23 protein-coding genes are annotated in these 24,820 nt (G+C 48.3%); 11 read left to right on the top strand and 12 right to left on the bottom strand.

All coding sequences use genetic code 11. The features are described 5' to 3' along the window. Positions 1-188: 188 nt before the first annotated feature. From HYR79_04435 to HYR79_04395, 9 genes are all read right to left on the bottom strand, one after another. A complete protein-coding gene (locus HYR79_04435) occupies positions 189-1,502 on the bottom strand; it encodes an FAD-dependent monooxygenase (protein MBI1820937.1) in 1,314 nt (437 codons plus the stop codon). Positions 1,503-1,625: 123 nt separating this feature from the next. After that, positions 1,626-2,612 (bottom strand): electron transfer flavoprotein subunit alpha/FixB family protein, encoded by a 987-nt coding sequence (locus HYR79_04430; protein ID MBI1820936.1) that lies wholly within the window; start codon positions 2,610-2,612, stop codon positions 1,626-1,628. A gap of 104 nt (positions 2,613-2,716) precedes the next feature. Next, positions 2,717-3,517, bottom strand: a complete 801-nt coding sequence (locus HYR79_04425) for an electron transfer flavoprotein subunit beta/FixA family protein (GenBank protein MBI1820935.1) — start codon at positions 3,515-3,517, stop codon at positions 2,717-2,719. 1 nt (position 3,518) lies between these two features. Next, on the bottom strand, positions 3,519-4,022 hold the full coding sequence (locus HYR79_04420) for a hypothetical protein (protein ID MBI1820934.1): 504 nt from the start codon (positions 4,020-4,022) through the stop codon (positions 3,519-3,521). Positions 4,023-4,035: 13 nt separating this feature from the next. Continuing rightward, entirely contained in the window at positions 4,036-4,815 is a 780-nt protein-coding gene (locus tag HYR79_04415) for an enoyl-CoA hydratase (GenBank protein ID MBI1820933.1), read from the bottom strand. A 125-nt stretch (positions 4,816-4,940) separates the two neighbouring features. Next, positions 4,941-6,161 (bottom strand): hypothetical protein, encoded by a 1,221-nt coding sequence (locus tag HYR79_04410; protein ID MBI1820932.1) that lies wholly within the window; start codon positions 6,159-6,161, stop codon positions 4,941-4,943. A 10-nt stretch (positions 6,162-6,171) separates the two neighbouring features. Further along, the gene (locus HYR79_04405) at positions 6,172-7,362 is read right to left on the bottom strand and encodes a thiolase family protein (GenBank protein ID MBI1820931.1); all 1,191 of its coding nucleotides are present in this window, start codon (positions 7,360-7,362) and stop codon (positions 6,172-6,174) included. Positions 7,363-7,384: 22 nt separating this feature from the next. After that, a complete protein-coding gene (locus HYR79_04400) occupies positions 7,385-9,061 on the bottom strand; it encodes a long-chain fatty acid--CoA ligase (GenBank protein MBI1820930.1) in 1,677 nt (558 codons plus the stop codon). A gap of 82 nt (positions 9,062-9,143) precedes the next feature. Continuing rightward, positions 9,144-9,998, bottom strand: coding sequence for a site-2 protease family protein (locus tag HYR79_04395; protein MBI1820929.1), 855 nt, complete (start codon positions 9,996-9,998; stop codon positions 9,144-9,146). Between the two features lie 163 nt (positions 9,999-10,161). Here HYR79_04395 and HYR79_04390 point away from each other — a divergent pair, with 163 nt between their 5' ends. Genes HYR79_04390 through HYR79_04375 form a run of 4 tightly spaced genes read left to right on the top strand, consistent with a single transcriptional unit; the run spans position 10,162 to position 14,589 of the window. Continuing rightward, entirely contained in the window at positions 10,162-11,025 is an 864-nt protein-coding gene (locus tag HYR79_04390) for a 3-hydroxybutyryl-CoA dehydrogenase (GenBank protein MBI1820928.1), read from the top strand. Between the two features lie 15 nt (positions 11,026-11,040). Continuing rightward, positions 11,041-12,180 carry an acyl-CoA dehydrogenase gene (locus HYR79_04385; GenBank protein MBI1820927.1) on the top strand — a complete coding sequence of 380 codons (1,140 nt, stop codon included), beginning with the start codon at positions 11,041-11,043 and terminating at the stop codon, positions 12,178-12,180. Beyond that, positions 12,177-13,769, top strand: a complete 1,593-nt coding sequence (locus HYR79_04380) for a methylmalonyl-CoA mutase (protein ID MBI1820926.1) — start codon at positions 12,177-12,179, stop codon at positions 13,767-13,769. The genes HYR79_04385 and HYR79_04380 overlap by 4 nt, the downstream gene beginning before the upstream one ends. After that, entirely contained in the window at positions 13,750-14,589 is an 840-nt protein-coding gene (locus HYR79_04375; GenBank protein MBI1820925.1) for an MBL fold metallo-hydrolase, read from the top strand. The genes HYR79_04380 and HYR79_04375 overlap by 20 nt, the downstream gene beginning before the upstream one ends. A 20-nt stretch (positions 14,590-14,609) precedes the next feature. On the opposite strand, the gene HYR79_04370 is transcribed toward HYR79_04375, so the two are convergent. Genes HYR79_04370 through HYR79_04360 form a run of 3 tightly spaced genes read right to left on the bottom strand, consistent with a single transcriptional unit; the run spans position 14,610 to position 18,525 of the window. Beyond that, the gene (locus tag HYR79_04370; protein ID MBI1820924.1) at positions 14,610-16,571 is read right to left on the bottom strand and encodes an acetoacetate--CoA ligase; all 1,962 of its coding nucleotides are present in this window, start codon (positions 16,569-16,571) and stop codon (positions 14,610-14,612) included. Position 16,572: 1 nt separating this feature from the next. Further along, positions 16,573-17,166, bottom strand: a complete 594-nt coding sequence (locus HYR79_04365) for a Zn-ribbon domain-containing OB-fold protein (GenBank protein ID MBI1820923.1) — start codon at positions 17,164-17,166, stop codon at positions 16,573-16,575. Between the two features lie 18 nt (positions 17,167-17,184). After that, positions 17,185-18,525: a thiolase domain-containing protein gene (locus tag HYR79_04360; protein MBI1820922.1), complete on the bottom strand. Its 1,341-nt coding sequence runs from the start codon at positions 18,523-18,525 to the stop codon at positions 17,185-17,187. A 100-nt stretch (positions 18,526-18,625) separates the two neighbouring features. Between HYR79_04360 and HYR79_04355 the strand changes: the two genes are divergently transcribed. The 7 genes from HYR79_04355 (at position 18,626) to HYR79_04325 (ending at position 24,674) form a co-directional block, all read left to right on the top strand. Continuing rightward, positions 18,626-19,051: a cobalamin B12-binding domain-containing protein gene (locus HYR79_04355; protein ID MBI1820921.1), complete on the top strand. Its 426-nt coding sequence runs from the start codon at positions 18,626-18,628 to the stop codon at positions 19,049-19,051. Between the two features lie 136 nt (positions 19,052-19,187). Then, a complete protein-coding gene (locus HYR79_04350; protein ID MBI1820920.1) occupies positions 19,188-20,324 on the top strand; it encodes an acyl-CoA dehydrogenase family protein in 1,137 nt (378 codons plus the stop codon). After that, complete coding sequence (meaB, locus tag HYR79_04345; protein ID MBI1820919.1) at positions 20,321-21,058, top strand: methylmalonyl Co-A mutase-associated GTPase MeaB; 738 nt, start codon at positions 20,321-20,323, stop codon at positions 21,056-21,058. The genes HYR79_04350 and meaB overlap by 4 nt, the downstream gene beginning before the upstream one ends. Next, positions 21,055-22,446: an MmgE/PrpD family protein gene (locus HYR79_04340; protein MBI1820918.1), complete on the top strand. Its 1,392-nt coding sequence runs from the start codon at positions 21,055-21,057 to the stop codon at positions 22,444-22,446. Before meaB ends, HYR79_04340 begins: the two co-directional genes overlap by 4 nt. Then, positions 22,443-23,267 carry a methylisocitrate lyase gene (gene prpB, locus HYR79_04335; GenBank protein ID MBI1820917.1) on the top strand — a complete coding sequence of 275 codons (825 nt, stop codon included), beginning with the start codon at positions 22,443-22,445 and terminating at the stop codon, positions 23,265-23,267. Before HYR79_04340 ends, prpB begins: the two co-directional genes overlap by 4 nt. Further along, positions 23,254-24,396, top strand: a complete 1,143-nt coding sequence (locus HYR79_04330) for a citrate synthase (GenBank protein MBI1820916.1) — start codon at positions 23,254-23,256, stop codon at positions 24,394-24,396. The genes prpB and HYR79_04330 overlap by 14 nt, the downstream gene beginning before the upstream one ends. Further along, on the top strand, positions 24,393-24,674 hold the full coding sequence (locus tag HYR79_04325) for a hypothetical protein (GenBank protein ID MBI1820915.1): 282 nt from the start codon (positions 24,393-24,395) through the stop codon (positions 24,672-24,674). The genes HYR79_04330 and HYR79_04325 overlap by 4 nt, the downstream gene beginning before the upstream one ends. The last annotated feature ends 146 nt before the right edge of the window (positions 24,675-24,820 follow it).

The raw sequence follows: 24,820 nt of genomic DNA, 5'->3' as shown, positions 1-24,820 counted from the left end.
CCCAAGACCAGCGATAGACTTCGCACCCACTTATTAATCATGTCATTGCGAGCACCGAAGGGTGCGTGGCAATCTTATCGTAAAATCTTGAGATTGCTTCACTTTGTTCGCAATGACAGCTTTCTAACTCTGTTCTTGGGTTGATCATTTGATCATTTAGGCTGAAATCGGATTTCGGTATCGATCAGTCAGGCAGACGGGAACATGACCTTTTTGAACTTGAAAAGATTCTTGGCCAATTTAAAAAGGGAGGTCTTTTCCTTTATTTTTTGCCACATCTTTTTCTGGATGTCTCCTTTAGAATCGGTTGAAATGGTAAAATAATCCTTAAGCAAGTCGAGAGCCAGGTCCGGGTATTCCTTGAAAAATTCCGGGCTGGAATGTGCCCATCGGGCTATCCCTGCGTATCTTTTTAAATCTTTCATCACGAAACTTTGTTCAAGTTTGTCGATATAGCGGTTAAGAAAACTCCCCGAAAAGTCCCCTTTTTCTTTGGCTTCCACTGCCGTTTGCCCCGCCAGCATGCCTGAAGCCATCGCCAGGTTGGTCCCTTCATGATATAAAGAACTGTTGACCAGATGGGCGGCATCCCCCGCCAGCATCAGGCCATCCATGACCATTTTTGGGATCTGGTGATACCCGCCTTCCGGAATCAAATGAGCCGCGAACTCTTGTGTCTCCGCCCCTTTAATCAACGGACGAATAACCGGATGATTCTTGAACCGGTCAAGCAAGGCATTGGCATTCATTTTTTGATCGATTAATGATTCAATGGTGCATCCCAGGCCCACGGATAGTGAATCTTTATTGGTATAAATAAAAGCCGATCCGATCAGGCCGTTTACGGCTCCGCCAAAGAACTCATAAGCCGCCCCTTCCCCCTCTTCCAATTGGAAACGGTCATTAATGGTTTCTTTTGGGAGAGCCATCAGCTCCTTGACCGCCACGGCTATGGTTTTCGGAGGATATTTTTTTCGTAAACCGAGCTTTTCTGACAAAAAAGAGTTGGCGCCTTCGGCACAAATAACAAGGTCTGCCCGAAGGTCTCCCCCCTCTCTTCCGGCACGGACACCGACAACCTTCCCATCTTCAACCCATATCTCTTCCACCAGGGTTTGGGGAATGACCATGGCTCCCGCCTCTTCGGCCTTTTTGGCAAACCACCGGTCAAACCGTGATCGAAGAGCGGTAAAACTATGATTAAAGGGGGGGTGATTAAAACGGTTTTCTTTGAAACTAAAAGCCGATTCCGCGGAATCTGAAAGAATTGAAAAACGACGAGAAATAACGGACCGTTCCAGGGGGGCCTCTTCCCAGAATTTGGGAATCAATTCATTTAAAATCGGGGTGTAGAGGATTCCGCCAAAAATGTTTTTGGCACCGGGAAACTCCCCCCGTTCAAAAACAACGGTTTGGAGGCCTGCCCGGGCGCAAACCAGCGCCGCCGCCGACCCTGCGGGTCCTGCCCCAACGATAATAACATCAAATTTTTCTTCCGCCATTTACTTTAGCCCCGCTAAACGAATACAAACGTAAAAATAATTGTGACATGTTTCTTGTAAGGGGCAACCCCCCGTGGTTGCCCAGGGCAGGCACAGGGGCCTGCCCCTACGAGAAAACCTTCGTCAAGATCCTTCTTTTAATTTTTTAAATTCTTGTGTTAAGAGTGGAACAATTTCAAACAGGTCTCCGACAATGCCGTAATCCGCTATTTTAAAGATAGGAGCCTGAGAGTCTTTATTAATCGCCACAATCGTTTTGGCGGAAGACATTCCCGCCTGATGCTGAATCGCTCCCGAGATCCCGCACGCGATATAAACGAGGGGAGACACGGTTTTCCCGGTAAGACCGACTTGATAAGAGTGAGGTTTCCAGCCGGCGTCCACGGCCGCTCTTGAAGCTCCGACCGCGGCGCCCAAAACTTCGGCCAGCTCCTCGATGAGCTTGAAATTCTCCGGGCCTTTTAAACCCCTTCCTCCCGACACAATAATCTGAGCTTCCGTTAAATCAACTTTTGATTCAACCGTGGCAACGATTTCCTTGAGTTTCACCCTGAGATCAAAAATATCAGAAGGAACTTCAATTTTCTCGATTTTCGGCTTTTTTGAACTTTCTCCCTGAAACGGCGCGAAAACATGAGGTCTGAGGGTTAGAATTTTGGGCCGGACTCCGCCAAGATCTAACTGCGCATTGAGCTTTCCGGCATAAACAGGCCTGATCACGTTTATTTTTTTTTGCGGATCCAATTCAATGGAGGTGCAATCCGGCGAATAAGGGGTTCCAGTTCGTGCGGCAATTTTAGGACCCAGGTCTCTACTCATCGCCGAAGCCCCGAATAAGAGAAGCGAGGGCATTAGTTTTTGAATCAGATTTGCCAATATCCGGGAGTAAGCCTCCGAAGAATACTGCTCCAGTCTCTGATCATCGGCTAAATAGATTCGGTCCACGCCGGAAATTAACCCGGCTAATTCCTCCAGACGGCTTCCAACGACCAAAACGGAAAGTTCCTCGCCTAAAGCGCGGGCAAGCCGTGTTCCCTCTCCCAGCAATTCCATGAGAGCGTTTTTTAGTTTTCCATTCCTTTGTTCAGCGAAAATCAGGATGCCAGGCATAGATTTTTTCCGTACTATAAAACTTTGGCTTCTTATCCTATTTGTATTCAGGGGCCCGTGCGCCCCGCTTTCAGCGGATGCTCCGATGGCCCCCGAACCCCGCGTTACGCACCGGCCAAGCCGGTTGCTTCACTCAGGTGTTGAACCAGTTCCTTAACCGCTTCCGCCGGCGGGCCTTCGATTATTTTCCCCGTGGTCCTGGTTTTCGGCGGGAATAGTTTCACGATTTTGACCAGCGCGGCGGACAAACCCACGGTTTTTGGATCTAATTTCAGCCCCTCGTGATTGATCTCCGCCAGGGGTTTGGATTTGGCCTTCATAATTCCCGGCAGCGAGGGATACCGCGGCTCATTTAAACCTTTTTGACAGGTGATAACCGCGGGCAAAAGTATTTCCAAAATTTCGTCGGCGCCTTCAATCTGCCGATGGGCAATCATTGACTTCTGATCAGGGGAAATCTCCAGTCTATTGACGACCGCGCCATGAGGAAGTCGAAGTAACTCGGCAACCATAATACCCACCGCCCCCATATCGTCATCGATGGCCTGTTTTCCGAAAAAAATTAAATCAAACGGCGTCATGTGGACATAGGCGGCAATGATCCTGGCGATTCCTAAAGAATCACTATTTGAAAAAAGAGGGTCATAGAGCAAAACCGCCCGGTCGACGCCCATGGCAAGAGCGACGCGGAGGGTCTCAGCCGCTGTGGCCGGGCCTACGGACAGGACTGTAATGTCAACAGATCCCAACCGTTCCTTAATCCGAATGGCTTCCTCCACGCCATATTCATCGTAAGGGTTGACCACATAGGTCAAATCGGAAGTGTCTATTCCGGTTGGGTCTTTACCCACTTTTATTTTACTTTCGGAGGATGGAACCTGCTTAAGGCAGACTAGAATATTCATTCTATGAAAGCAAAACAGCTGGCTTTGCCCAGTGACGGACTTGGGAATGGTCGTAGTTAGACCGAGCGTAGCGCGGGGTTCGGGGGCATCGGAGAATTTCACGAAGTGAAATCGCACGGACCCCTGAATACAAATAGATATACTCGGGAGCGGATTTTTCGAATTCTTGTAATGTTTCTTGACTGATTCCCTCGTCAGCGCCCCGAATTTGGCCGGTCTGAAGGTCAACCCAATAAAGATATCGCCGGTCATCTACCTGCATTTTGACCGTAATTTGAACAACCCAGAAGCCTTTCCTGATTCTTCCGGCTTCCCAAACCACCTGAGTCTCACCGTTAGAATCGAGCCGTTCTTCAAGCCAGGATTTAAAATTAACAGAGTGTTTTCCGGCCCGGTAATTCTGCACAGACCTGATGGCCTTTTGTTTGGCAAATAAATCACTGCACGAGGTCAGCACCATCATCATAAAAAAAAGGAGAATGACTTTTTTAACCCATTGTCTCATTGATTTTTGTCCGTTATTTATCCTGAAACCTGGGTTGACGCTTCTCCAAAAAAGCCTTTATTCCTTCGCTTTTATCTTCCGTCTCGCAAAGGTCGCCAAAGTTTTTAGATTCCAGCCGCAAACCTTCTTCGAGCGTCACGCGGGTCCCCGCATCCATGGCATTCATCGCTTTTCTCACGGCCACCTGCCCCTTTTGAGCAATTTTTTTGGCCAAACCCGTCGCCTGTTTCATTAACTCTGCTTCCGGAACGACTTTGTTGACAAGACCAATTTCCTTTGCTTCGGGGGCCGTAATCATATCACCGGTTAAAATCAACTCCATGGCTTTCGCCTTTCCGACAATTCGGACCAACCTTTGCGTCCCTCCAAAACCTGGAATAATTCCTAAATTAATTTCGGGTTGGCCAAAACGGCCCCGTTCTGAAGCGATTCGCATATGACAGGCCATTGCCAGCTCAAGGCCTCCTCCAAGACACCACCCGTTAATTGCGGCAATGACAGGTTTTTCCATTTTTTCAATTTTATTTAAGATACTCTGCCCAAGGGCGGTAACCTCTTCCCCTTTTTTTGCTGAATTAATAGAGGCAATTTCCTTGATATCCGCCCCTGAAATAAATGCCTGGCCTGCCCCCGTAAAAACAATCGCCCTGACGTTCTGGTCTTTTTCCAGTTCGGTAAAAACCTGTTCAATCTCCCTCATGACCGGAGTTCCCAGGGTATTGGCAGGAGGATGATTGATGGTTACCCCCGCAATATGATCTTCAACGGTATAATTAATAAACTGGTTTGCCATAAATAACCTCCTCTACTGAACCGAATACAAAAACAATTGTGAAATGTTTTTTTGTAGGGGCGACCCCCTGTGGTCGCCCTGGGCAGGCACAGGGGCCTGCCCCTACAAACGAAATACAATAATATTTAATAGGTAAAAAAACCTTTTTTACTTTTCACCCCTAAATAGCCCGCTCCCACCATCTTTTTTAGCATGTAAGCCGGCCAAAACCTTGGCCCCAACGATTGGGCCAGTTCTTCCAATTTAGATAAAACCACATCGATTCCGATCTGATCCGCATAATGCAAAGGCCCTCCCTTATCCTGCGGAAATCCGACACCGGCCAACATGGCAACATCAATATCGCTGGCTGTGGAAATTCCTTCCTGAAGAGCAAACACCGCCTCATTAATCATGGGGTAAATAAACCGTTCCACGGAAACCGGCGTGGGTTTAATGCCGTGTTGATTTTGCTCATTCTTGATAATCCTTTCCAGCTCTTTATCCTTACCGGGATCCATACTGTAAAATCCCACCCCGTTTTTTTGTCCAAACCTCTTCGCTTTGACCAGTTCATGAATCAAGGGAGCCGGGAACATCCGGGGACCGTATGCTTCATACAGAATGTGAGACACTTTTTCTGAAATATCAATCCCGATCATATCGGATAAGGTAAAAGGCCCCATCGGCATGCCGATTTTAAGAACCATTTCGTCAACCTCTTTCATCACCTGGAGAGGTTGAGTGCTTTCACGGAGCGCAATGGCCGCCTCATTAAGATAAGGCATGAGCAACCGGTTGACCAGAAAGCCCGGACACTCCTGAACCTTTATCGGGATTTTTCTCAAGCTTTCTGACAAAGCCACGACGTCGTCGATCGTTTCAGTGGATGTCCCGAGGCCGGGAATAACTTCAACCAGCTTCATGACATGGGCAGGATTGAAGAAATGCATTCCGATGACTTTATCCTGTTTTTTAACCGCAGACGCAATTGCCGAAATTGAAAGTGAAGAGGTATTCGTGGCAAAAATGGTCCCCGCCGGACAAATCCCTTCCAGCTCCTGGAACAGCTTCTGTTTAACGCCCGCGTCCTCGTAAATGGCTTCGATGACAATATCCACATCGGAGAAATCATCGTAGGTTGTGGAACCGCTCGCCAGCGCCATTTTTTGATCCATTTCACCGGCAGTCATTTTTCCTTTTTCGACTCTTCCCCTGTAAATTTTCCGGATGGTCTCCATTCCTTTTTGAACGGCTTCTTTATTCGTATCTTTTAAGATAACGGGCAGCCCGGAATAGGTAATCACTTGAGCGATCTGGGCGCCCATGGTACCGGCACCGATCACGGCGGCTTTATAAATATACATACGCGCTCCTCTATTTTCTTTCCAGTACCATGGCGGCGCCCATTCCTCCCCCCACACAGAGCGAGGCAATCCCCAGCGTCAGGTTGCGCCTTTTCATTTCTCTTAACAGATTGATAATCAATCGCGCGCCGCTCATTCCAACCGGATGCCCCAGGGCAATAGCGCCGCCATTGACATTCACAATTTCCCGATTCAATTTCAATTCCCTCTCGACCGCCAGATATTGAGCCGCAAAAGCTTCATTGACTTCAATCAGCTGAATGTCGGCTAAAGTTAATCCCGACTTTTCCAAAGCAAGCGGAATCGCATAGGCGGGACCGATTCCCATCCGCTCAGGTTCGACACCCACAAATCCAAAAGAACGGATCGTTCCGAGGATTTCATGCCCCAATGATTTCGCTCTATCCTTCGACATGACCAGCGCCGCGGCGGCTCCGTCATTCAGAGGGCAGGAATTTCCGCCGGTTACAGTTCCTCCTTCTTTAAAAATAGGAGGGTAAAGGGCCAATTGCGCCACGGTGAGGGCAATATTCGGGCCTTCATCCTGAGCAAAAAGCTCCGGGGTAACGTCCCGGCCAGCCGCTTTTTTAGGAATGGAAACCGGAACGATCTCATCCTTAAATTTTCCTTCACGAATGGCGCGAAAGGCTTTTTTATGGCTTTCAACCGCAAATTTATCCTGTTCTTCACGGGAAATTTTATATTCTTCCGCCAGATTTTCTGCGGTTTGTCCCATGAGTTGCCCGCAAAACGAATCGGTTAGCCCTTCCCAGAGGGCATCAATAAAGACTCCCGATTTTAACCGTTTTCCCCACCTCATGTCCCTGGAGACATAGGGTGAATGGCTCATGCTTTCCGTCCCGCCGATAATTTGAATGTCCGCGTCCCCGGACCTGATATTCTGGTATCCATTGGCAAAAGACTGCAATCCGGAGGCGCAATTTCGCGCAACCGTGTACCCTGGAACCCTTAACGGTATTCCGGCCATCAGCCCGATGACTCTTCCAATATTGGTGGCATCGCTATATTGCCCAACACACCCGAATATCAATTCATCAATCGAGTTCGGGTCAATCTTTGTCCTGTTGATTAATTCCCGAACGGCAATTTCCCCGAGCTTTTGGGCCGTCACGTCCCTTAGCGCTCCGCCAAACAGGCCGACAGGGGTACGGACGCCGTCTACGATTACAACTTCCTTCATGGCAAGGTCCTCTGATTTTATTTTATTTCTTTTTCTTTAATTCCTCTTCCAATAATATCCGGCGCAAAACTTTCCCGACAATTGTTTTTGGAAGTTCTTTTCGAAATTCGATTAATTTCGGCACTTTAAATTTGGCAAGATTTTTTCTGCAATGGGCTAAAATTTCCTCTTCGGCAGCCGTTTCCCCTTCATTGAGAACGATATAGGCTTTAATCATCTCAACGCTAAAAGGATCAGGCAACCCCACAACGACCGCATCTTTGATTTTGGAATGCTGATAAAGCACCTCTTCGACTTCCCGGGGGTAAACATTTTCGCCGCCCGTTTTGATCATATCTTTTTTGCGGTCGACAATATAAAAAAATCCATCCTCATCCATTCTGGCCATGTCGCCTGTATAAAGCCATCCGTGTCGGAGGGTCGAAGCGGTTTCTTCAGGCCGTTTCCAATAACCCTTCATGACCTGCGGTCCCTTGACGACGAGCTCTCCAATTTCTCCAGGAGGGACGTCGTTTTCTCCCTTCTCAAGATCGACGATCCGGGCATCGGTCAATGGGAGGGGAAGTCCGATCGTTCCCTTTTTTCTCATCCCGTTGATGGGATGGCAATGGGTCACCGGAGAGGACTCCGTCAGACCATACCCCTCGACGACCTTCCCATGGGTTAACGATTCAAATTTTTCCTGGACTTCAACGTGAAGAGGCCCTCCCCCGCTCACGCAGATTTTAATGGAGGACAAATTTCTTTTTTCAATCCCGGGAAAATGGTTGATGGCGACATACATCGCCTGAACACCTTGAAAAACGGTCGCTTTATGCTTTTCGATATTCTTCAGCACGTCCTGGGTTTTAAACCGGGGCACCAGCACCAGACTGCCGGCAAGATAGACGGCCAGATTCATACACGCGGTCATTCCGTAAACATGAAAAAAGGGAATCACCGCCAGAAAAGTTTCCTTCCCTTCCTTTAAGCCGGGCATCCATGTTCTGCATTGAACGGTATTGGCGACCAGGTTTGTATGGGTTAAAATCACGCCTTTGGCGGTCCCGGTGGTTCCTCCGGTATACTGCAATAACGCGATATCTTCAGGTTTAACCTCCTGACGACTCAATTGGGGGGAGGCATTTTTAACTAAAGTCATGAAGTCATGGATAAAAGGCTGTTTTTCAACCTTAATCCACTGTCCTTCCTTTTTGGCCTTTAAGGGATAAAGCAACTTCAAAAGGGGAGGCAAAAAATCGGCGATCCGGCAAAGAATAATCTGACGAAGCTTCGTCTTTTCCATCACCGCTTTAATCCTTGGATAAAACAGATCCAGCGCAATGATAATTTCAGAATCGCTGTCCTTTAACTGGTGTTCGATTTCACGTTCAACATAAAGGGGATTGGTTTGGACGGGAACCGCTCCGATTTTCAACGCGCCATAATAAGCAATGACGCATTGCGGAATATTCGGAAACATGAGGGTGACCCGATCCCCGGCGCGAATACCGAAACTTTTTAAAACATTTCCAAAGCGGTTGCTTAAATCATCGAGTTCGGAGTAGGAAACCGTTTTGCCATAAAAGATAAGAGCCGGGTTTTCAGGATATTTTTTTGCGGAATCAATCAGAATTTGGTGAAGAGGGATGGAGGGAATTTTGATCTCTGGAGAAACGTCTGAATCGTAGTTTTTCAGCCAAGGCCTATTCATATCGATAATCTCCCAAAGTTTGTTAACCGGCAAAAGTCCTTTTTAGATATTTTAATACTTTAGCGGGAGGACATCATCCTGTCAATTCTTAGCGGACCATTATTTGATTTAAAAGATTAAGAGAATCGATGGACATATAACCCAAGTAGGCGATCAGGCCAAAATAAGCCAGGCTCATTTTCCAACGGTAAGATGAAGAAACCTGATAGTAGCCGGAGGACAGATTCTCTTTTTCCTTATAAACCTGCCAGAATCGCAAACCTCCCATTAAAAGGACTAAAAGCAATAGAACATTATGCGTTTTCAAAAAGAGAAGAAGAATCGCAATCAGTCCGATTCCCCAGAGTTTGATGGAAATCGCTGTAACGATTCGACCCCCGTCCAGGGGACTCATCGGGATCAAGTTAAACAGGTTCATAAAAAACCCTGTGTAGGCAAGGGCAAGAAAGAGATGATTTTGAGTCATTTGAAAGAAATAAAAACAGATTCCTGAGGCAATGGCTCCGGCCAGAGGCCCCCCAAAAGCGATATAAGCTTCTGTTTTTGCGTTCTGCGGCTGGTCTTTTAGGGCAATCATGGCTCCAAAAAAAGGGATAAAAACAGGCGCCCCGGCGCGAATTCCCTTTATCCGCATCGCAGCCGCGTGACCCATCTCATGAATAAAAATCAAGACAACAAAACCCAGCGCAAAATACCATCCCCAAAAGAGCGCATAGACCCAAATCGAGGTTATCATCGAAACCGCGGTTAAAGCAACCTTTCCGAACTTCAGAAAGGCCAGCACTGCTTTTCCTTTCAGAAGGAGGAATCCAAGGAGGGAAAGGAGAGACCACAAAAACCCTTTTTTTGATTTTGGAACCGGCCGGTCCTGAACAAATCCTCCAGGTGAAGGGTCCTGGGGGAAAGAACGAGGGAGAGGCTCGGGTTCTGGATAATTTTTCATGCTTTTAAGTATAACACAAGGAGTACCATTAAAAAACTCCATTTAAAAACGGGGGATACCATTTTACGGATGACCCTCTTAGATATAGACTGCCTAAGTTTTAGGCTTTTACAATAAAACAACAGGCTGTTATACTTTAACCGGAAAATATCTGGAACTTTTCATGGTTCATAAAATCAAAACAATTGGGATCATCGGCGCGGGACGAATGGGAACCGGCATTGCTCAGGTCGGCTTGATGCATCACTTTGAAGTTCTGATTTTTGATTCCTCCAGGAAAAATCTCGAAAACGGACTCAAGGTCATTCGGGCCGGACTGGAAAAAGCCGTGAACAAAGGGACTCTGACGGCCAAAGCAAAAGGTGAGGTTTTGCCTCGGCTAAAAAAAGCCTTGTCGCTTGATCAATTTAAAACTTCTCATTTTATTATCGAAGCGGCGGCAGAAGATGAAAGAGCCAAGAAAAAGATCTTTAGTGAACTCGATTCCCTTCTCCCTTCTTCCGTCATCCTGGCTTCGAACACCTCCTCAATTCCGATCACCCGGCTTGCCTCCGCAACCCAACGGCCCGACAGGGTCATCGGGATGCATTTCATGAATCCGGCTCCTGTGATGGAACTGGTGGAGGTCATTTCAGGCTGTCACACCTCTTCAGCAACAAAACAGACGACCGTTCATTTAGCCGGACAAATGGGAAAAAAGGTTGTTGAGGCGAATGACTCTCCCGGTTTTATCGTCAATCGGATTTTGATGCCGATGATCAATGAGGCGGCTTTTGCTTTGATGGACCGAACCGGAACAGCCGAAGCCATCGACCAGGCGATGAAATCAGGAGCCCATTTCCCAATGGGTCCGCTGGAACTTGCCGACCTGATCGGCCTCGACATCTGCCTCGATATCTGCGAGGTCTTGCATAAAGAATTCGGAGACCCTAAATACCGTCCTTGCCCGATCCTAAAAAAATATGTGGAAGCCGGCTGGCACGGGAAAAAAACCGGACGCGGTTTTTATATCTATCCAAAAGAATAAACAGGGCGGGCCCAAATGGACTTCAAATTAAATTCTGAACAACAGATGATCCTGGAAATGGTCCGGCAGTTTGTCAAAAAAGAGGTCAAGCCGGTTGCCGCCCGGATGGATCGGGAAGGAACCTTTCCTCGTGGATTGGTAGAAAAGATGTCCGAATTAGGTTTGATGGGCGCCTTCATGCCTCCCGAACATGGCGGAAGCGGGATGGATATGATTTCCTATGTTCTTGTTATGGAGGAAATTTCTTCTGCGTGGGCGGCGTTAAGCGTCATTATGACCGTCAATAATTCCCTTGTTTGCGAGCCTATCCAACGATTTGGAAATGAAGCCCAAAAACGAAAATATCTATCGCCTCTTTCAAAAGGGGATCTCCTGGGTTGCTATGCCCTCACGGAACCGGGAGCAGGCTCCGATGCGGGATCGCTGAAAACAACCGCCGTAAAAAAAGGAGGCCTTTACCTGATTAACGGAACCAAGGTTTTTATTACCAGCGGGAAAGAAGCGGATCTGGCTATTGTTTACGCATTAACAGCCCCGGAAAAAGGAAAAAAAGGGATATCCGCTTTTCTGGTTGAAAAAAAGTTCCCGGGTTTTAAGGTCGGGAAACTGGAAGACAAACTCGGGTTAAGAAGCTCGGATACCGCCGAATTGCTTTTTGAAAATTGTGAAGTTCCGGAAGAAAACCTCCTCGGGGTTGAAAATGATGGGTTTAAAATCGCGCTTGCCACCCTGGACGGCGGACGGATCGGAATCGCCTCGCAGGCTCTTGGGATTGCGAGGGGCTGTCTGGATGAAGCGGTTGTTTATTCAAAAACCAGACAACAATTTCAGCAGCCGCTCTCATCTTTTCAAGCGATTCAATGGATACTCGCCGATATTAAAGTTGGAATCGACGCCGCCCGCCTCATGATTTTTAAAGCCGCCCGTAACCGGGAAAAAGGTCTCCCGATGACCCTTGAGGCCGCGATGGCCAAATGGTTTGCATCCGAAATGGCCAACCGGGCGGCTTATCAAGCCCTTCAGGTTTTTGGAGGGTACGGCTATACGAAAGAGACCAATATCGAACGGTTTTACCGGGACGCGAGAATTACAACGCTTTATGAAGGGACTTCTGAAATTCAAAAGGTGGTTATCGCCAGGGAGCTTTTAAGATGAAAAAACCTCCGTTGTTTACTAATCTTTCCGGAACTAAAATTAAAAATATTTACACATCCGAAGACCTGAAGGGATGGTCTCCCGGACGGAACCTGGGAACGCCTGGAAATTTCCCTTTTACCCGCGGGATCCACCCGGAAATGTACCGTCAGCGGTTATGGACCATGCGGCAGTTTTCAGGTTTCGGCAGCGCCGCAGATACTAATCGACGGTTTAAATATCTCCTTGAAGAGGGAACAACAGGGCTTTCCGTCGCTTTTGATATGCCAACGTTAATGGGCTATGATTCTGACCATCCGCGGTCTCTTGGAGAGGTTGGAAAATGCGGTGTGGCGATTGACACGGTTCACGACATGGCGCGCCTGTTTGAGGGAATCAAGCTGGATCAAGTCAGCACTTCGATGACCATTAACGGCCCTGCCATTATCTTGTTTGCCATGTATATTACCGTTGCGGAAAGCCAGGGTATTCCTGCTTCCGCCTTAAGGGGGACGCTTCAAAACGACATCCTGAAAGAGTTTATCGCTCAAAAAGAGTGGATTGTCCCCCCGGAACCGTCATTAAAATTAATCAACGACATTATCCGGTTTTGCGTGGAAAAAGCGCCTCTTTTTCACCCGATCAGCGTTAGCGGATATCATATCCGGGAAGCGGGCTCTTCGGCTGTTCAGGAGCTGGCTTTCACTCTTTATGACGGCCTGACCTATGTGCAGTCCGCAATTAAAACCGGTTTAAAGGTAGACCAATTCGCTCCCCGCCTTTCTTTCTTTTTCAACGCCCATAATGATTTTTTTGAAGAGATTGCCAAATTCCGGGCCGCCAGAAGAATCTGGGCCCGCTCAATAAAACGGAAATTCCACCCTAACGACCCTGCGTCCCTCGCTCTTAGATTTCACACCCAGACCGCAGGATGTTCTTTGACTGCCCAACAGCCTTACAATAATATTACTCGGGTCGCCCTTCAGGCCCTTGCGGCGGTTCTGGGAGGAACCCAGTCTCTTCACACCAACTCGATGGATGAGACGCTGGCGCTGCCTTCGGAGGAGGCAGTAAAGATCGCTCTCAGGACCCAGCAAATCATCGCGTGGGAAACCGGCATTCCTTCAACCGTTGATCCGCTCGGTGGATCGTATTACCTGGAAGCGTTGACCAATCAAATGGAAAAAGAGGTTTTAACCTATTTTAAAAAACTCGACAGGATCGGCGGGATGGTCTCCGCGATTGAAAAAGGGTATCCGCAGAGAGAAATCCATCAGACGGCCATGCGATATCAACAAGAAGCAGACCGCCAAAATTTAAAAATCGTTGGTGTTAATTGTTTTGTGGAAAAGGAAGAAAAATCAATCTCTTTTTTAAAAATAGGTCAAAGGATTGAGCGGGAGCAGGTCAAAAAATTAAAAATGATTAAAAAGAAAAGAAACTGGAGTCACACCCGGAAAGCGCTCCGACAACTTGAAGAAGGCGCAGTAAAAAACCATGACCTGATGCCGCTCGTCTTAAAAGCCGTCAAGACGGAAGCGACCCTGGGAGAAATAACAGACATTTTTAGACGGACCTGCGGTGAATATCATGAAACTTGGAAGGTTTAACCTTTTTTATTTAACGGACGGGACCTTTCGCCTGGATGGAGGAGCGATGTTTGGGGTTGTTCCGAAAGTCATCTGGCAAAAAGAGTGCCCGGCGGATTCCCTCAACCGGATATTATTGGCCCTCGGTGTTCTCCTTATTCAGGCCGACGGGAAAAATATCCTGGTCGACACCGGAATCGGGAACAAAGGAAACCCAAAATTTAATGATATTTATCAGGTCAATCGCTCCCCTTTTCTTGAAGCAGAACTCAAAAAACATGGCTTGACCCCCGACAGCATCGATATCGTGATCAACACGCATCTCCATTTCGATCATGCAGGGGGAAACACCAGGATTAATTCCTCAGGCGAATTGGCTCCCGGCTTCCCCAATGCCAGGTATTATATTCAACGAAAGGAATGGGAGTTTGCATTCACTTTGAATGAACGAACAAAAGGAAGTTACCTGTTGGAAAATTACTCCCTTTTGGAAAAAACGGGGCAGTTGGTCTTTCTGGATGGAGATCAGGACATTCTCGAAGGCGTGGCGGTGGTTGAAACACCGGGACATACCGAACATCATCAATCCATTGTCGTCACCTCAGAAAAGCAGAAAGCCTGCTTTCTGGGGGACCTCATTCCCACCACAGCCCATCTCTCACCCCCTTATATTATGGGGTATGATTTATTTCCGTTAACCACCTTACAGACCAAGAAAAAAATATTACAGCAGGCCCACGAAGAACGCTGGCTCCTCTTTTTTCAGCACGACCCCAAAATCCGATCCGGTTATTTAAAAGAAAAAAACGGGAAGTTTATCCTTGACCCCGCCGAAGAGTAGCTCCCCGGGGGGGGAAGAATTCACTCCCTTTTAAGTTCAGGAATGATTTTTTCAAAAAAAGTCAGCGACTCCGGATTCACCAGGGCTTCTCTGTTTGTGACCGCTCTGCCGTGTATCATGTTTGTCACCGCGCTTTCAACTTTTTTCATGTTAAAAGTATAGGGAATGTCCGGCGCGTCAATGATAAGGGCCGGGGCATGCCGGGGCGACGCCTCCCGGCTAAGGGCCTTTTTAATCCTGCTTTTTAAATCCTCTGTTAAATGGATTCCTGCGGCAAGTTTGACAAAAAGGATCATCCGCTGGTCTCCTTTCCACTCCTGCCCTACGACCAGACTGTCGGCAATCTCCTTAAATTCTTCTACCACATTGTAGACTTCGGCGAGGCCTATGCGCACCCCGAAGGGGTTTAAGATGAAATCAGAACGGCCTGAGAAGGTTATTCCGCCGGTATCCCGGTGGATAATGATCCAGTCTCCGTGCCGCCAAACACCGGGATAGACGCTGAAATAAGCGTCTCGATATCTTTTACCATCCGGATCGTTCCAGAAATAGAGGGGCATCGAAGGAGAAGGCGCTTCGCAAACAAGCTCCCCCTGATGATCCACCACGGGGGCTCCTTTTTCATCGTAAGCCTTCACCTTCATTCCCAGGGCCGGACCCTGCAATTGACCCGCATAGACAGGCTGAATCGGGGTTCCGGCGGCAAAACAACCATTGATATCGGTCCCTCCGGAGATGGAATTAAAGTGCAGGTCTTTTTTGATTTCACGGTAGACATATTCGAATCCGTCGGGCGAAAGGGGGGAACCGGTTTGAGAAATCTCCCGCAATGAGGATAAATCGTAAACTTCTCCAGGTTTTGCGCCCACCCCTTTGAGATACTGGATATAACTCGCGCTGCAGCCAAAAATGGCCACCTTTTCTTCCTGAGCCATTTTCCATAAAGCGCCCCAGTCGGGATGGTTTGGATTTCCATCGTATAACACCAGCGTGGCCCCTACGGCCAGACCGCTTTGCAGCCAATTCCACATCATCCAGCTGGGCGTTGTGATGTAAAAAATTGTGTCCTGGCGTTTTAGATCCGTATGGAGGATAAGCTCCTTCAGGTGATTGATGAGGACGCCGCCCGCTCCCTGAACCATGCATTTTGGTTTGCCCGTTGTACCTGACGAGAACATGATATAGACCGGGTGATCAAAGGGCAGCTGTTCGAACCGGATTTCAGGTTTTATTTCCCGTGATACGAAGTCATGATAAAGAACCGACCGGGGAATTGGGCTGATATCAGGTTTTTCTTCCATGTAAGGGATTACGATGATCTTGTCCAGCGCGGGGATCCCCTCCACGATTTTCTTAACGCTCTGCAAAGTATTAAAGCTCTTCCCTTTGTATCGATATCCCGCCACGGCAAATAGAACCTTCGGTTCAATCTGGCCCAAACGATCCAGAACAGCCTCCGGACCCAGCTCCGTGCCGCAAGAGGACCAAAGGGCGCCAATGCTTGTAGTCGCCAGCATGGCAATCGCCGTCTCCATCAAGTTCGGCATATAGGCGGCTACACGGTCTCCAGGTAAAACCCCCGCTTCGCGTAGTGATGTTGCCAGACAGGCCACGGAATCATAGAGTTCCGCATAGGTTACTTTGGACGACATTCCGGCCTCATTCCGGAAGATAAAGGCTACATGGTCGTCTCTGAATTTGAGAAGGTTTTCGGCGAAGTTCAGCTTTGCGCCGGCAAACCAGTTTGCGCCCGGGAACTTGCCGGGGGTATCGACCACCGCGTCGTATCTGCGGGAGGCCTTGATACCGGCAAATTTCCACATCGCCTCCCAAAAATCTTTGATGTTTTCAACTGACCATTTGTGCAAGTCAGGATATGATGTGATTTTAAGGCCGTGCTTGTGATTGACTCGCTCGATGAACCGGCTGATATTGGCCTGTTTAATGAGCTTTTCAGAAGGGACCCAAAGCGGCTTTTTCATTTCAGGCAGGTTCGAACCAGAGATCGGAGACCTTGATTTCCATCTTTTTAATCAATTCCTTCTCTTCCGGAGAGAGTGATTCTGTCCTTTTATAATCAATTTTTCTTTTCCGCATAAAATCCAATTTATCTTTCAGGGCCGGGTTAAACTTTGCCTCCACCTTCGTTCCGATCAGCTTCAAACCTGCCGTGGCGGGATCGACCCCTTTGAGTCTGCTTAAAAAAAGCGTGTTGAATCCCTCAAATTCAACGAGGATCAACAGATAGGGGGTCTCTTTCAAAAACGCCTCCGAACCAAAGTGGCAAAGGGTAAACGTGTGGATCTTTCCGGACCCGGGGACCTCAACCCATGAACACCGCCCGCCGCAGTTTACACAAAACGATTTAGGGGTCGCATAACTGTAATGACAGGCTTTGCACCGGGTTCCTAATAACTTTCCAAACGCAAGGCCGACGAAAAATGGAGAATCCTGTCCATGACTCATCACATACTCGATATCGTAGCTTTGCTCAAAGACCAGGGGTTCTATTCCGGAGGAACCTCCTTTTAATAAAGAATCAAGCTTTTTTTTATCTTCCGCTAAAATGTCCCCCATTTTATTCCTCCCTCATCATCAGACTTTTTCCCCTATCGTGACGGTCACATAGGTTCCCGTTCCCGCATGGGAATGCCATAATCCGGTCTTTGCCTCCGGAATCTGAAGATCATCCGTGCCAAAATGTTTTTTTATCGTCCCTTGAATCTGCCAGAGAGAAAAAACCGCCTGCATCAGCCCCGTTGCGCCAACCGGATGTCCGCAGGCAATAAGGCCTCCCGAGGGATTTACCGGAAGTTTCCCCGGCCGGGTCAGGGGAAATCCGTAGTCAATGTTTTTTAAAAAAGACGCGCCGCTTTCGACAAATCGGCCTCCGTCGCCATATTTACAGAGGCCCAGATCCTCGTAGGTCTGAATTTCCGAAGAGGTATAGGCGTCGTGGAGTTCAATAAAATCGATCTCTTCCAGGGGATCGGTGATTCCGGCCATCCCATAAGCCTCCCTTGCCGCGACCCGTCCCGCCCGGAATGAATGCACGCCGGGATATTTCAGATCTCGATAGTGATCTTCCTTTTCCCACGGGAGCAACACCACTTCACCGTGGGGACGGTCGGCCATCCTCATCATATCAGTTCCTCTCCCGATACCGATGATCTTGACAGTCCCCCCTATATTTCCTCCGGCCTTCAAAATTTCTTCGATCCCCTCTTCCGAGACGACCAAACAGCTTGCGGCTCCGTCAGACATCACGCAGATATCTCTTCGGGTCAGCGGCCACGCCACCATTTCCGACTTTCTGACATCATCAATGGTCAATTTCTCCCGTTTCTGCGCATAGGGGTTAAAAAATGCGTTCCGATGATTTTTCACTGAAACCATGGCCATTTGTTCGACGGTCGTTCCGAATTCGTACATGTGCCGGGTCACCATCATGGCATAATAACCGGAATAAAACCCTCCGACCGGATAATCGAAATCGGTATCCGACGCCAGGGCGATGAATTCATTCCCCTTCCAGGTTCGGACATGACTCATCGTCTCAAACCCAAAGGCGACGCAGAGGTCGAGGTAGCCCGATGCGACATCTTTAACGGCCTCCTGAAAACAGATTCCGCCGGTTGCCCCGCCGCCTTCAACACGATTTGAAGAAAGGGGGCAGAAACCCTGGATATCCTGCGCCATAATTCCCGCCATAAGCTGACGGGTATAATGATCCGAAAAATAAGAGGCTTTGGTCCCCCCATTTTTTTTTCTTAAAATCTCGATGAATTTCCCGCAGGGCAGATTCAGGTCTTCCACCATCTGATCCGTGGATTCTTTAACCATCGCGCCGAAAGTCAAATCCTGTCTTGCTTTGGTAAATTGACTGACGCCGCCGGAAATGAAGTAGACAGGACGACCCAATGCTCTGTTACCCATTTTTCTACTCCAAAACTTTTATCTCTTTTTTACAAAGAGGTCATCGAATGTTATACTGGAATTATCTTACTGATAATTTTTAGAAAAGTGAATGGAAAAAATGGAGAGTAAAAAAACAAACCTCAAACGTCGGACGCCCCTTAAAGTCCTGGTTGCTAAAATCGGCCTGGACGGCCATGACCGGGGAATCAAGATTATCGCACAGGCTCTCCGGGACGCGGGATTTGAGGTGATTTATCTGGGCATTCATAATTCTCCTGAGGAAATCGTCCGCGCCGCCATACAAGAAGATCCCCACGCCATTGGAATTTCCATCCATTCCGCCGCTCATATGGTTCTTTTTAAAAAAGTCCTCCAGCTTTTAAAAAAACAGCACGCTGACGAGATTAAAGTGTTTGGAGGAGGCATCATTCCGGAAGAGGACAAGAATAAATTACTCAAAATGGGGGTTATTTCGATTTTTACCCCCGGGGCGTCCATGAAAGAAATTGTCTCCACCCTAAAAAAACAATTGTCAGGCTGTTGAAAAAGCCTCATTTGCTTCGTTCTCGTCGTTCGGTAATCCTCACGTACGGTTCGTGTACGCTCCGGTTGCCTCTCTCCTGCGGCCTCGCAACTGAAGCTTTTTGAACAGCCTAAAAAAAATGGAGTGAAAAGTAAAAATGGATTTTGAATTAAGCCCCGATCAACAGTTATTAAAGCAAACCCTGAAGGATTTTTGTTTCAATGAAATCCTGCCAAAAGCGTCTTACCGGGACGAAACGGGCGAGTTTCCATGGGAATTGATCCCAAAATTGGCCGAATTAAATATTTTAGGGATTTTTATCCCGGAAGAATTTGGCGGTGCCGGACTGGGCGCCGCCGAGGCCGCCATTATTATCGAAGAGATTGCCCGGGTGGATGGGGCCCTGGCACTCATTGTCGCTTCTCATAATTCGCTTTGTTCGAGCCATATCCTTCGGTTCGGGAGTGAGTCCCAAAAAAAGAAATACCTTCCCCTTTTGGCAGCCGGAAAGGCGCTTGGAGCCTGGGGGCTCACCGAACCGGAATCAGGAAGCGACTCGGGCGCCCTGTCGACAACGGCGCGGGTTAAAGATGCCCAATGGGTTCTCAATGGAAGCAAAATGTTCATCACCCAGGGTTCAACGGGCGGAGTCTATGTCATCATGGCGAGAACGCCGGATTCAAAAAAAGAAGGAATCTCCGCCTTCATTGTCGAAAAAGGAACCCCCGGTTTTTCCGTCGGGAAAATTGAAAAAAAATTAGGAGTCAGGTCCAGCGACACCGCTTCGCTTATTTTAGAGAATGTTCATATTCCAAAAGAAAACCTCCTCGGCGAAGAAAATCAAGGCTTAAAGCAGGTGTTTCAGATTCTTGACGGCGGAAGAATTGGAATTGGAGCGATGGCCGTCGGCCTGGGACGGGCCGCCCTGGAAGATTCCATCCGGTATGCCAAAACCCGCAAGCAGTTCAATAAACCGATTGGCGATCATCAAGCGATAAGTTTTATGCTTGCTGAAATGGCGGCGGAACTCGAAGCCGCAAGGCTCCTCGTCTATCATGCCGCTTTTTTGAAAGATTCCGGCCTCCCCTATCATCTCCAGGCTTCTGAAGCAAAACTTTACGCGTCTGAAGCGGCAATGCGGGCCACCACCCGGGGAATTCAGATTCACGGCGGTTCGGGGTATATGAGAGATCTTCCGCTAGAACGTTATTTCAGGGATGCCCGTTTGTGCGAGATCGGCGAAGGGACCTCTGAAATTCAGAGAATGATTATCGCCAAAGAAATTCTGAAATGACATTAAAGGAAATGGTTAAAAAAATTCGTCAAGGGGATGAACGAACGGTTGGCAGAGCGCTCACCTCAATCGAAAACGGCGATCCCGCCGCAGTTCCTCTGTTGTACCGGTTAAAAGAGTTTGAAGGAAAAGCCCTTCGGGTAGGAATCACCGGTCCGATGGGATGTGGAAAAAGCACCCTGATTTCTGCTTTAACAGGGAAGATCCGAAAGGAAGGGAAAAAAGTCGCTATTCTGGCTATCGACCCCGCCAGCCCACTGTCCGGAGGAGCTTTCCTGGGAGATCGCATCCGGATGCGGCAATATGATCAGGATAAAGGCGTCTTTATCCGGAGTCTTTCCAATAAAGGCCGGGCGGGCGGCATAGCGCCCGGCCTTTCTAATATGATGCGTCTTCTCGATGCCATGGGATCCGATATCATCTTGATTGAGACCATTGGAGCGGGCCAAAATGATGTGATGATTCGAACCCTTGTCCATCGGGTGATTCTTGTTCTCATGCCGGGCCTGGGTGATGACATTCAAGCTTTAAAAGGAGGATTGTTTGAAATTGCCGATTTTTTAGTGTTAAATAAATCTGATCTTCCTGGAGCGGACCAACAAATGGACATTTTAAAAGAGACCTTGTATCAAAGTCGGAGAAAAAAACCTCTCTTATTCAAAACCGACAGTCTTCGCCAAAAAGGGATTTCAACCCTCTGTCATGAAATTTTGGAAACGGCCAGAGAAAAATGACAACGCTTGCGGATACCTTGAGCAATTTTACAAAATCGCTTCGTTATGAAACCATTCCAAAAAAAACAGTTCACGAGCTGAAAAGAAGAGTGATCGATTCTCTCGGATGTGCCATGGGGGCTTATCATAGCGAACCCGTCCGGATCGTTCGGGAAATGGGGCTTCATATTTTCTCCCCCTACGGGGCGACGTTATTCGGGAAAGATCATAAAACAACGCCGGATTTCGCCGCCTTTTCAAACGGGTTGTTGATCCGCTATCTCGACTACAACGATACCTATCTCTCTTTGGAACCGGCCCATCCAAGCGATAATCTTTCGGCCGTCCTGGCAATCGCCGAAGCGGAGCATCGCAACGGAAAAACACTGCTGACCGCTCTTCTGGCGGCCTATGAAATTCAATGCCGCCTCTGCGACTCGGCCAGCCTGAGATCCCGCGGGTGGGACCATGTGGTTTATGGGGTCTTTTCTTCCAGCCTGGCCGCCGCGAAGCTGATGGACCTCACCCGGGAGGAAATGGTTCATGTCCTTGGAATCGCAGGGGTCGCCAACAACGCGTTAAGGCAAACACGGGTCGGAGAGCTTTCAATGTGGAAGGGAGCCGCCTTTGCTAACGCCGCAAGAAACGGTGTTTTTTCGGCATTGCTCGTGAAACATGGCATGACGGGGCCCGCGTCGATTTTTGAAGGGGAAAAGGGCTTTTTTAATTTAATTTCAGGCCCGATAGAACTGACGCCCGCATCCTTCGGCGGAGAAATCAAGCCTTTTCGAATCATGGAGTCTTATATTAAATACTATCCCGCGGAATATCACTCCCAGAGCGCCATTGGGGCGGCGCTGGAAATCCGTCCCCAGGTTTTCGAAGAAGGAGGCCTGGAAGGGATCGATTCCATTCTCATTAAAACCCCCCAAGCGAGCTTTGAAATCATCGGAAGTGAAAAACAAAAGTGGGCCCCTAAAAGCCGTGAAACCGCTGACCATAGTCTCCCCTATCTGGTGGGTATCGCTTTAATCGACGGAAAGGTCGAAACTGGGCAATTTTCAGACGATCGAATCCTCGATGAAAAAGTTCTTAAATTCTTGAAAAAAATCCAGGTCGTCAGGGACAAGGAAATGGACCAGGAGTACCCGGAAGGGGTGCCCAATGAGGTCTCGATTTTTATGAAATCCGGAAAAACATTTTCCAAAAAGATTCTTTACCCCAAGGGGCATCCGAAAAATCCGCTCACAGATGAAGAAGTCGAAAGAAAATTCAAGACCCTGGGAAAGGACTTATTGAATCAACAAAAACTGAATGATATCCTGGACACCTTATGGAACCTGGAAAAACTCGAGGATAGCGGAACCCTTCTGAATCTGTTTAAACAGTCGTCCAACGATGGTTTATGAAAAAGAAAAACTCTTTTTTACAACAAATTCAAAAAGAAACCCTTCTCCTTCCCGGCGTCTTTAATGGCGCGTCGGCATTATTGGCCGAAGAAGCAGGTTTTAAGGGAGTCTATATTTCCGGCGCCGGGATCTCGAACGCGCTCGCCGGTTTGCCGGATAAAAGCCTCCTTCCGCTGGAAATTGTAATTCTTCAAGCAAAGCTGATTACCCGGGTCATTTCAATTCCGGCCATTGCCGATGCCGATACCGGTTTTGGGAACATCCATAAAACGGTTTCTCTGTTTGAAAAAAGCGGCGTGTCCGGAATCCAAATTGAAGACCAGCGGTTTCCTAAACGATGCGGGCATCTGCCCGGTAAAGAGCTTGTGACCGCGCAAACAATGGCAAAAAAAATCTCTTCAGCGGTCAAAGCCAGAAAATCCCCGGACTTTTTGATTATTGCCAGAACCGACGCAAAAGGGGTGACAGGTTTAAGTGACGCCATCGAACGGGCTAGAGTTTATATCGATAGCGGCGCGGATATCATCTTTCCCGAAGCCCTCGAAACCCCGCAGGAGTTTGAACGGTTTGCCAGGGAGGTTAAAGTCCCTCTGATGGCAAATATGACCGAGTTTGGGAAAACCCCCTACCTCACCGTGGACCAATTTCAATCTTTGGGATATTCGATTGTGATATTCCCCATGACGGCTTTTCGCGTCATGATGGAAGCAGGGAAGAAAGCATACGACGTATTGAAAAAAACCGGAACCCAGAAAACGATATTAAAAAAAATGCAAACCCGCAAAGAACTTTATAAACTTTTGAAATATGACCAATATTGATCCTTCTTCCTATCACCCCGGCCTGGAAGGGGTTATCGCCGGGACGACCAAAATCTGCCAGGTGGATGAAGAGGCCGGAGGCCTCTTCTACCGGGGATATTCCATAGAAGATCTGGCGCGCCAGGCCTCTTTTGAAGAGGTCCTCTACCTCTTATTGCTCGGAAATCTCCCGAACCAAAAGGAACTCAAGTGCTGGGAGGAAAATCTTGTAGAGGCCAGAAACCTGCCCGGTAAGGTCTGGGAGGCCATCCGGCTCTTCCCCTCGGATGCGCATCCTCTTGACCGGCTCAGGACCGCCGTATCTCTTCTCGCCCTCTATGACCCTGACACCGGAGATAACCGCCATGAGGCAAACCTCCGGAAAGCGATCCGACTTGCCTCCCAGGTCCCTCTTTTGATCGGCGGGATGCATCGGCTTTCCCTCGGCCTTGAACCTCTTTCTCCCAAAAGAGACCTTTCCCTTGCGGGTAACCTGATTTACCTGGTCCGGGGAACTCCTCCCGCACCGGAAGAAATCAAGGGGATGAATGTCTCCCTGATCCTTTATGCGGAGCATGAATTCAATGCCTCCACCTTTGCGGCCCGGGTGACCACCGCCACCCTCTCCGACTTTCATTCCGGTATCGTAACCGCCATAGGAACCCTCAAAGGACCGTTACATGGCGGGGCCAACGAAGAAGTGATGAAAATGCTCCTGGAGATTGGAAGCGAAGAAAAATGCGAAGAATGGATTACTCGAGCGCTTGCCGAAAAAAAGAAGATTCCAGGTTTTGGCCACAGGGTCTACAAAAAAGGGGATTCCAGATCCCCGTTGATCCAGGAGGTTTCTCTCAGGATTGCCGAATGGAAAGGGAACATGAAATGGCACCGGATGTCTCTCAAGATTGAAGCGATGATGAAGGAGAAAAAAAACCTCTACCCGAATCTTGATTTTTATTCGGCTTCGGCCTATTATGAAATGGAGCTTCCGATCTCCCTTTACACTTCTTTGTTTGTCACAAGCAGGCTTTCAGGATGGGGAGCTCATATCATGGAACAGCAGGACCACAACCGTCTCATCCGCCCCCGCTCCCTCTACCAGGGTCCAAGCAAAAGGGCGTATGAGCCCATCGAAAGGAGATCTTCATGAAAAAAGTCACGATAACCGCGCTCGCAATGGTTTTAGGATTCACCCTCTCCACCCCGGCGTTTGCCTGCAAAGGTGCTGGAGAGAATGCCCATATGGGGGTGATTACCGCCATTAACCTGAAAGATAAGACCGTGACCCTCAAGGATGCCGAAACAGGCCAGTCGATCACCTTCAAAGCGGCAGAAACGCTTCTTAAGTCTGTGAAAGCCAGCGACCGTGCCATGATTTCCTACAAGACCGAAGGAAAAGATCTTATCGCCGAAAAAATCAAAGTTTAAAATTTCTCTTGACAGAGGCTATTTGCCTATGATAGAGAGAGACGATTTCGTCATTATATATCGCTGTAACTTTGAAATAAAGTATCGTTTTCATACCTTCTATCAAGGCAAACTGCCGGTAACGGTAGTAACGCAAAGCCACGGAT

It is taken from the genome of Nitrospirota bacterium (assembly GCA_016178585.1).
Lineage (GTDB): Bacteria > Nitrospirota > Nitrospiria > JACQBW01 > JACQBW01 > JACOTA01.
The sequence above is the reverse complement of the archived record's forward strand: the minus strand, read 5'-3'. Positions and strand labels throughout refer to the sequence as shown.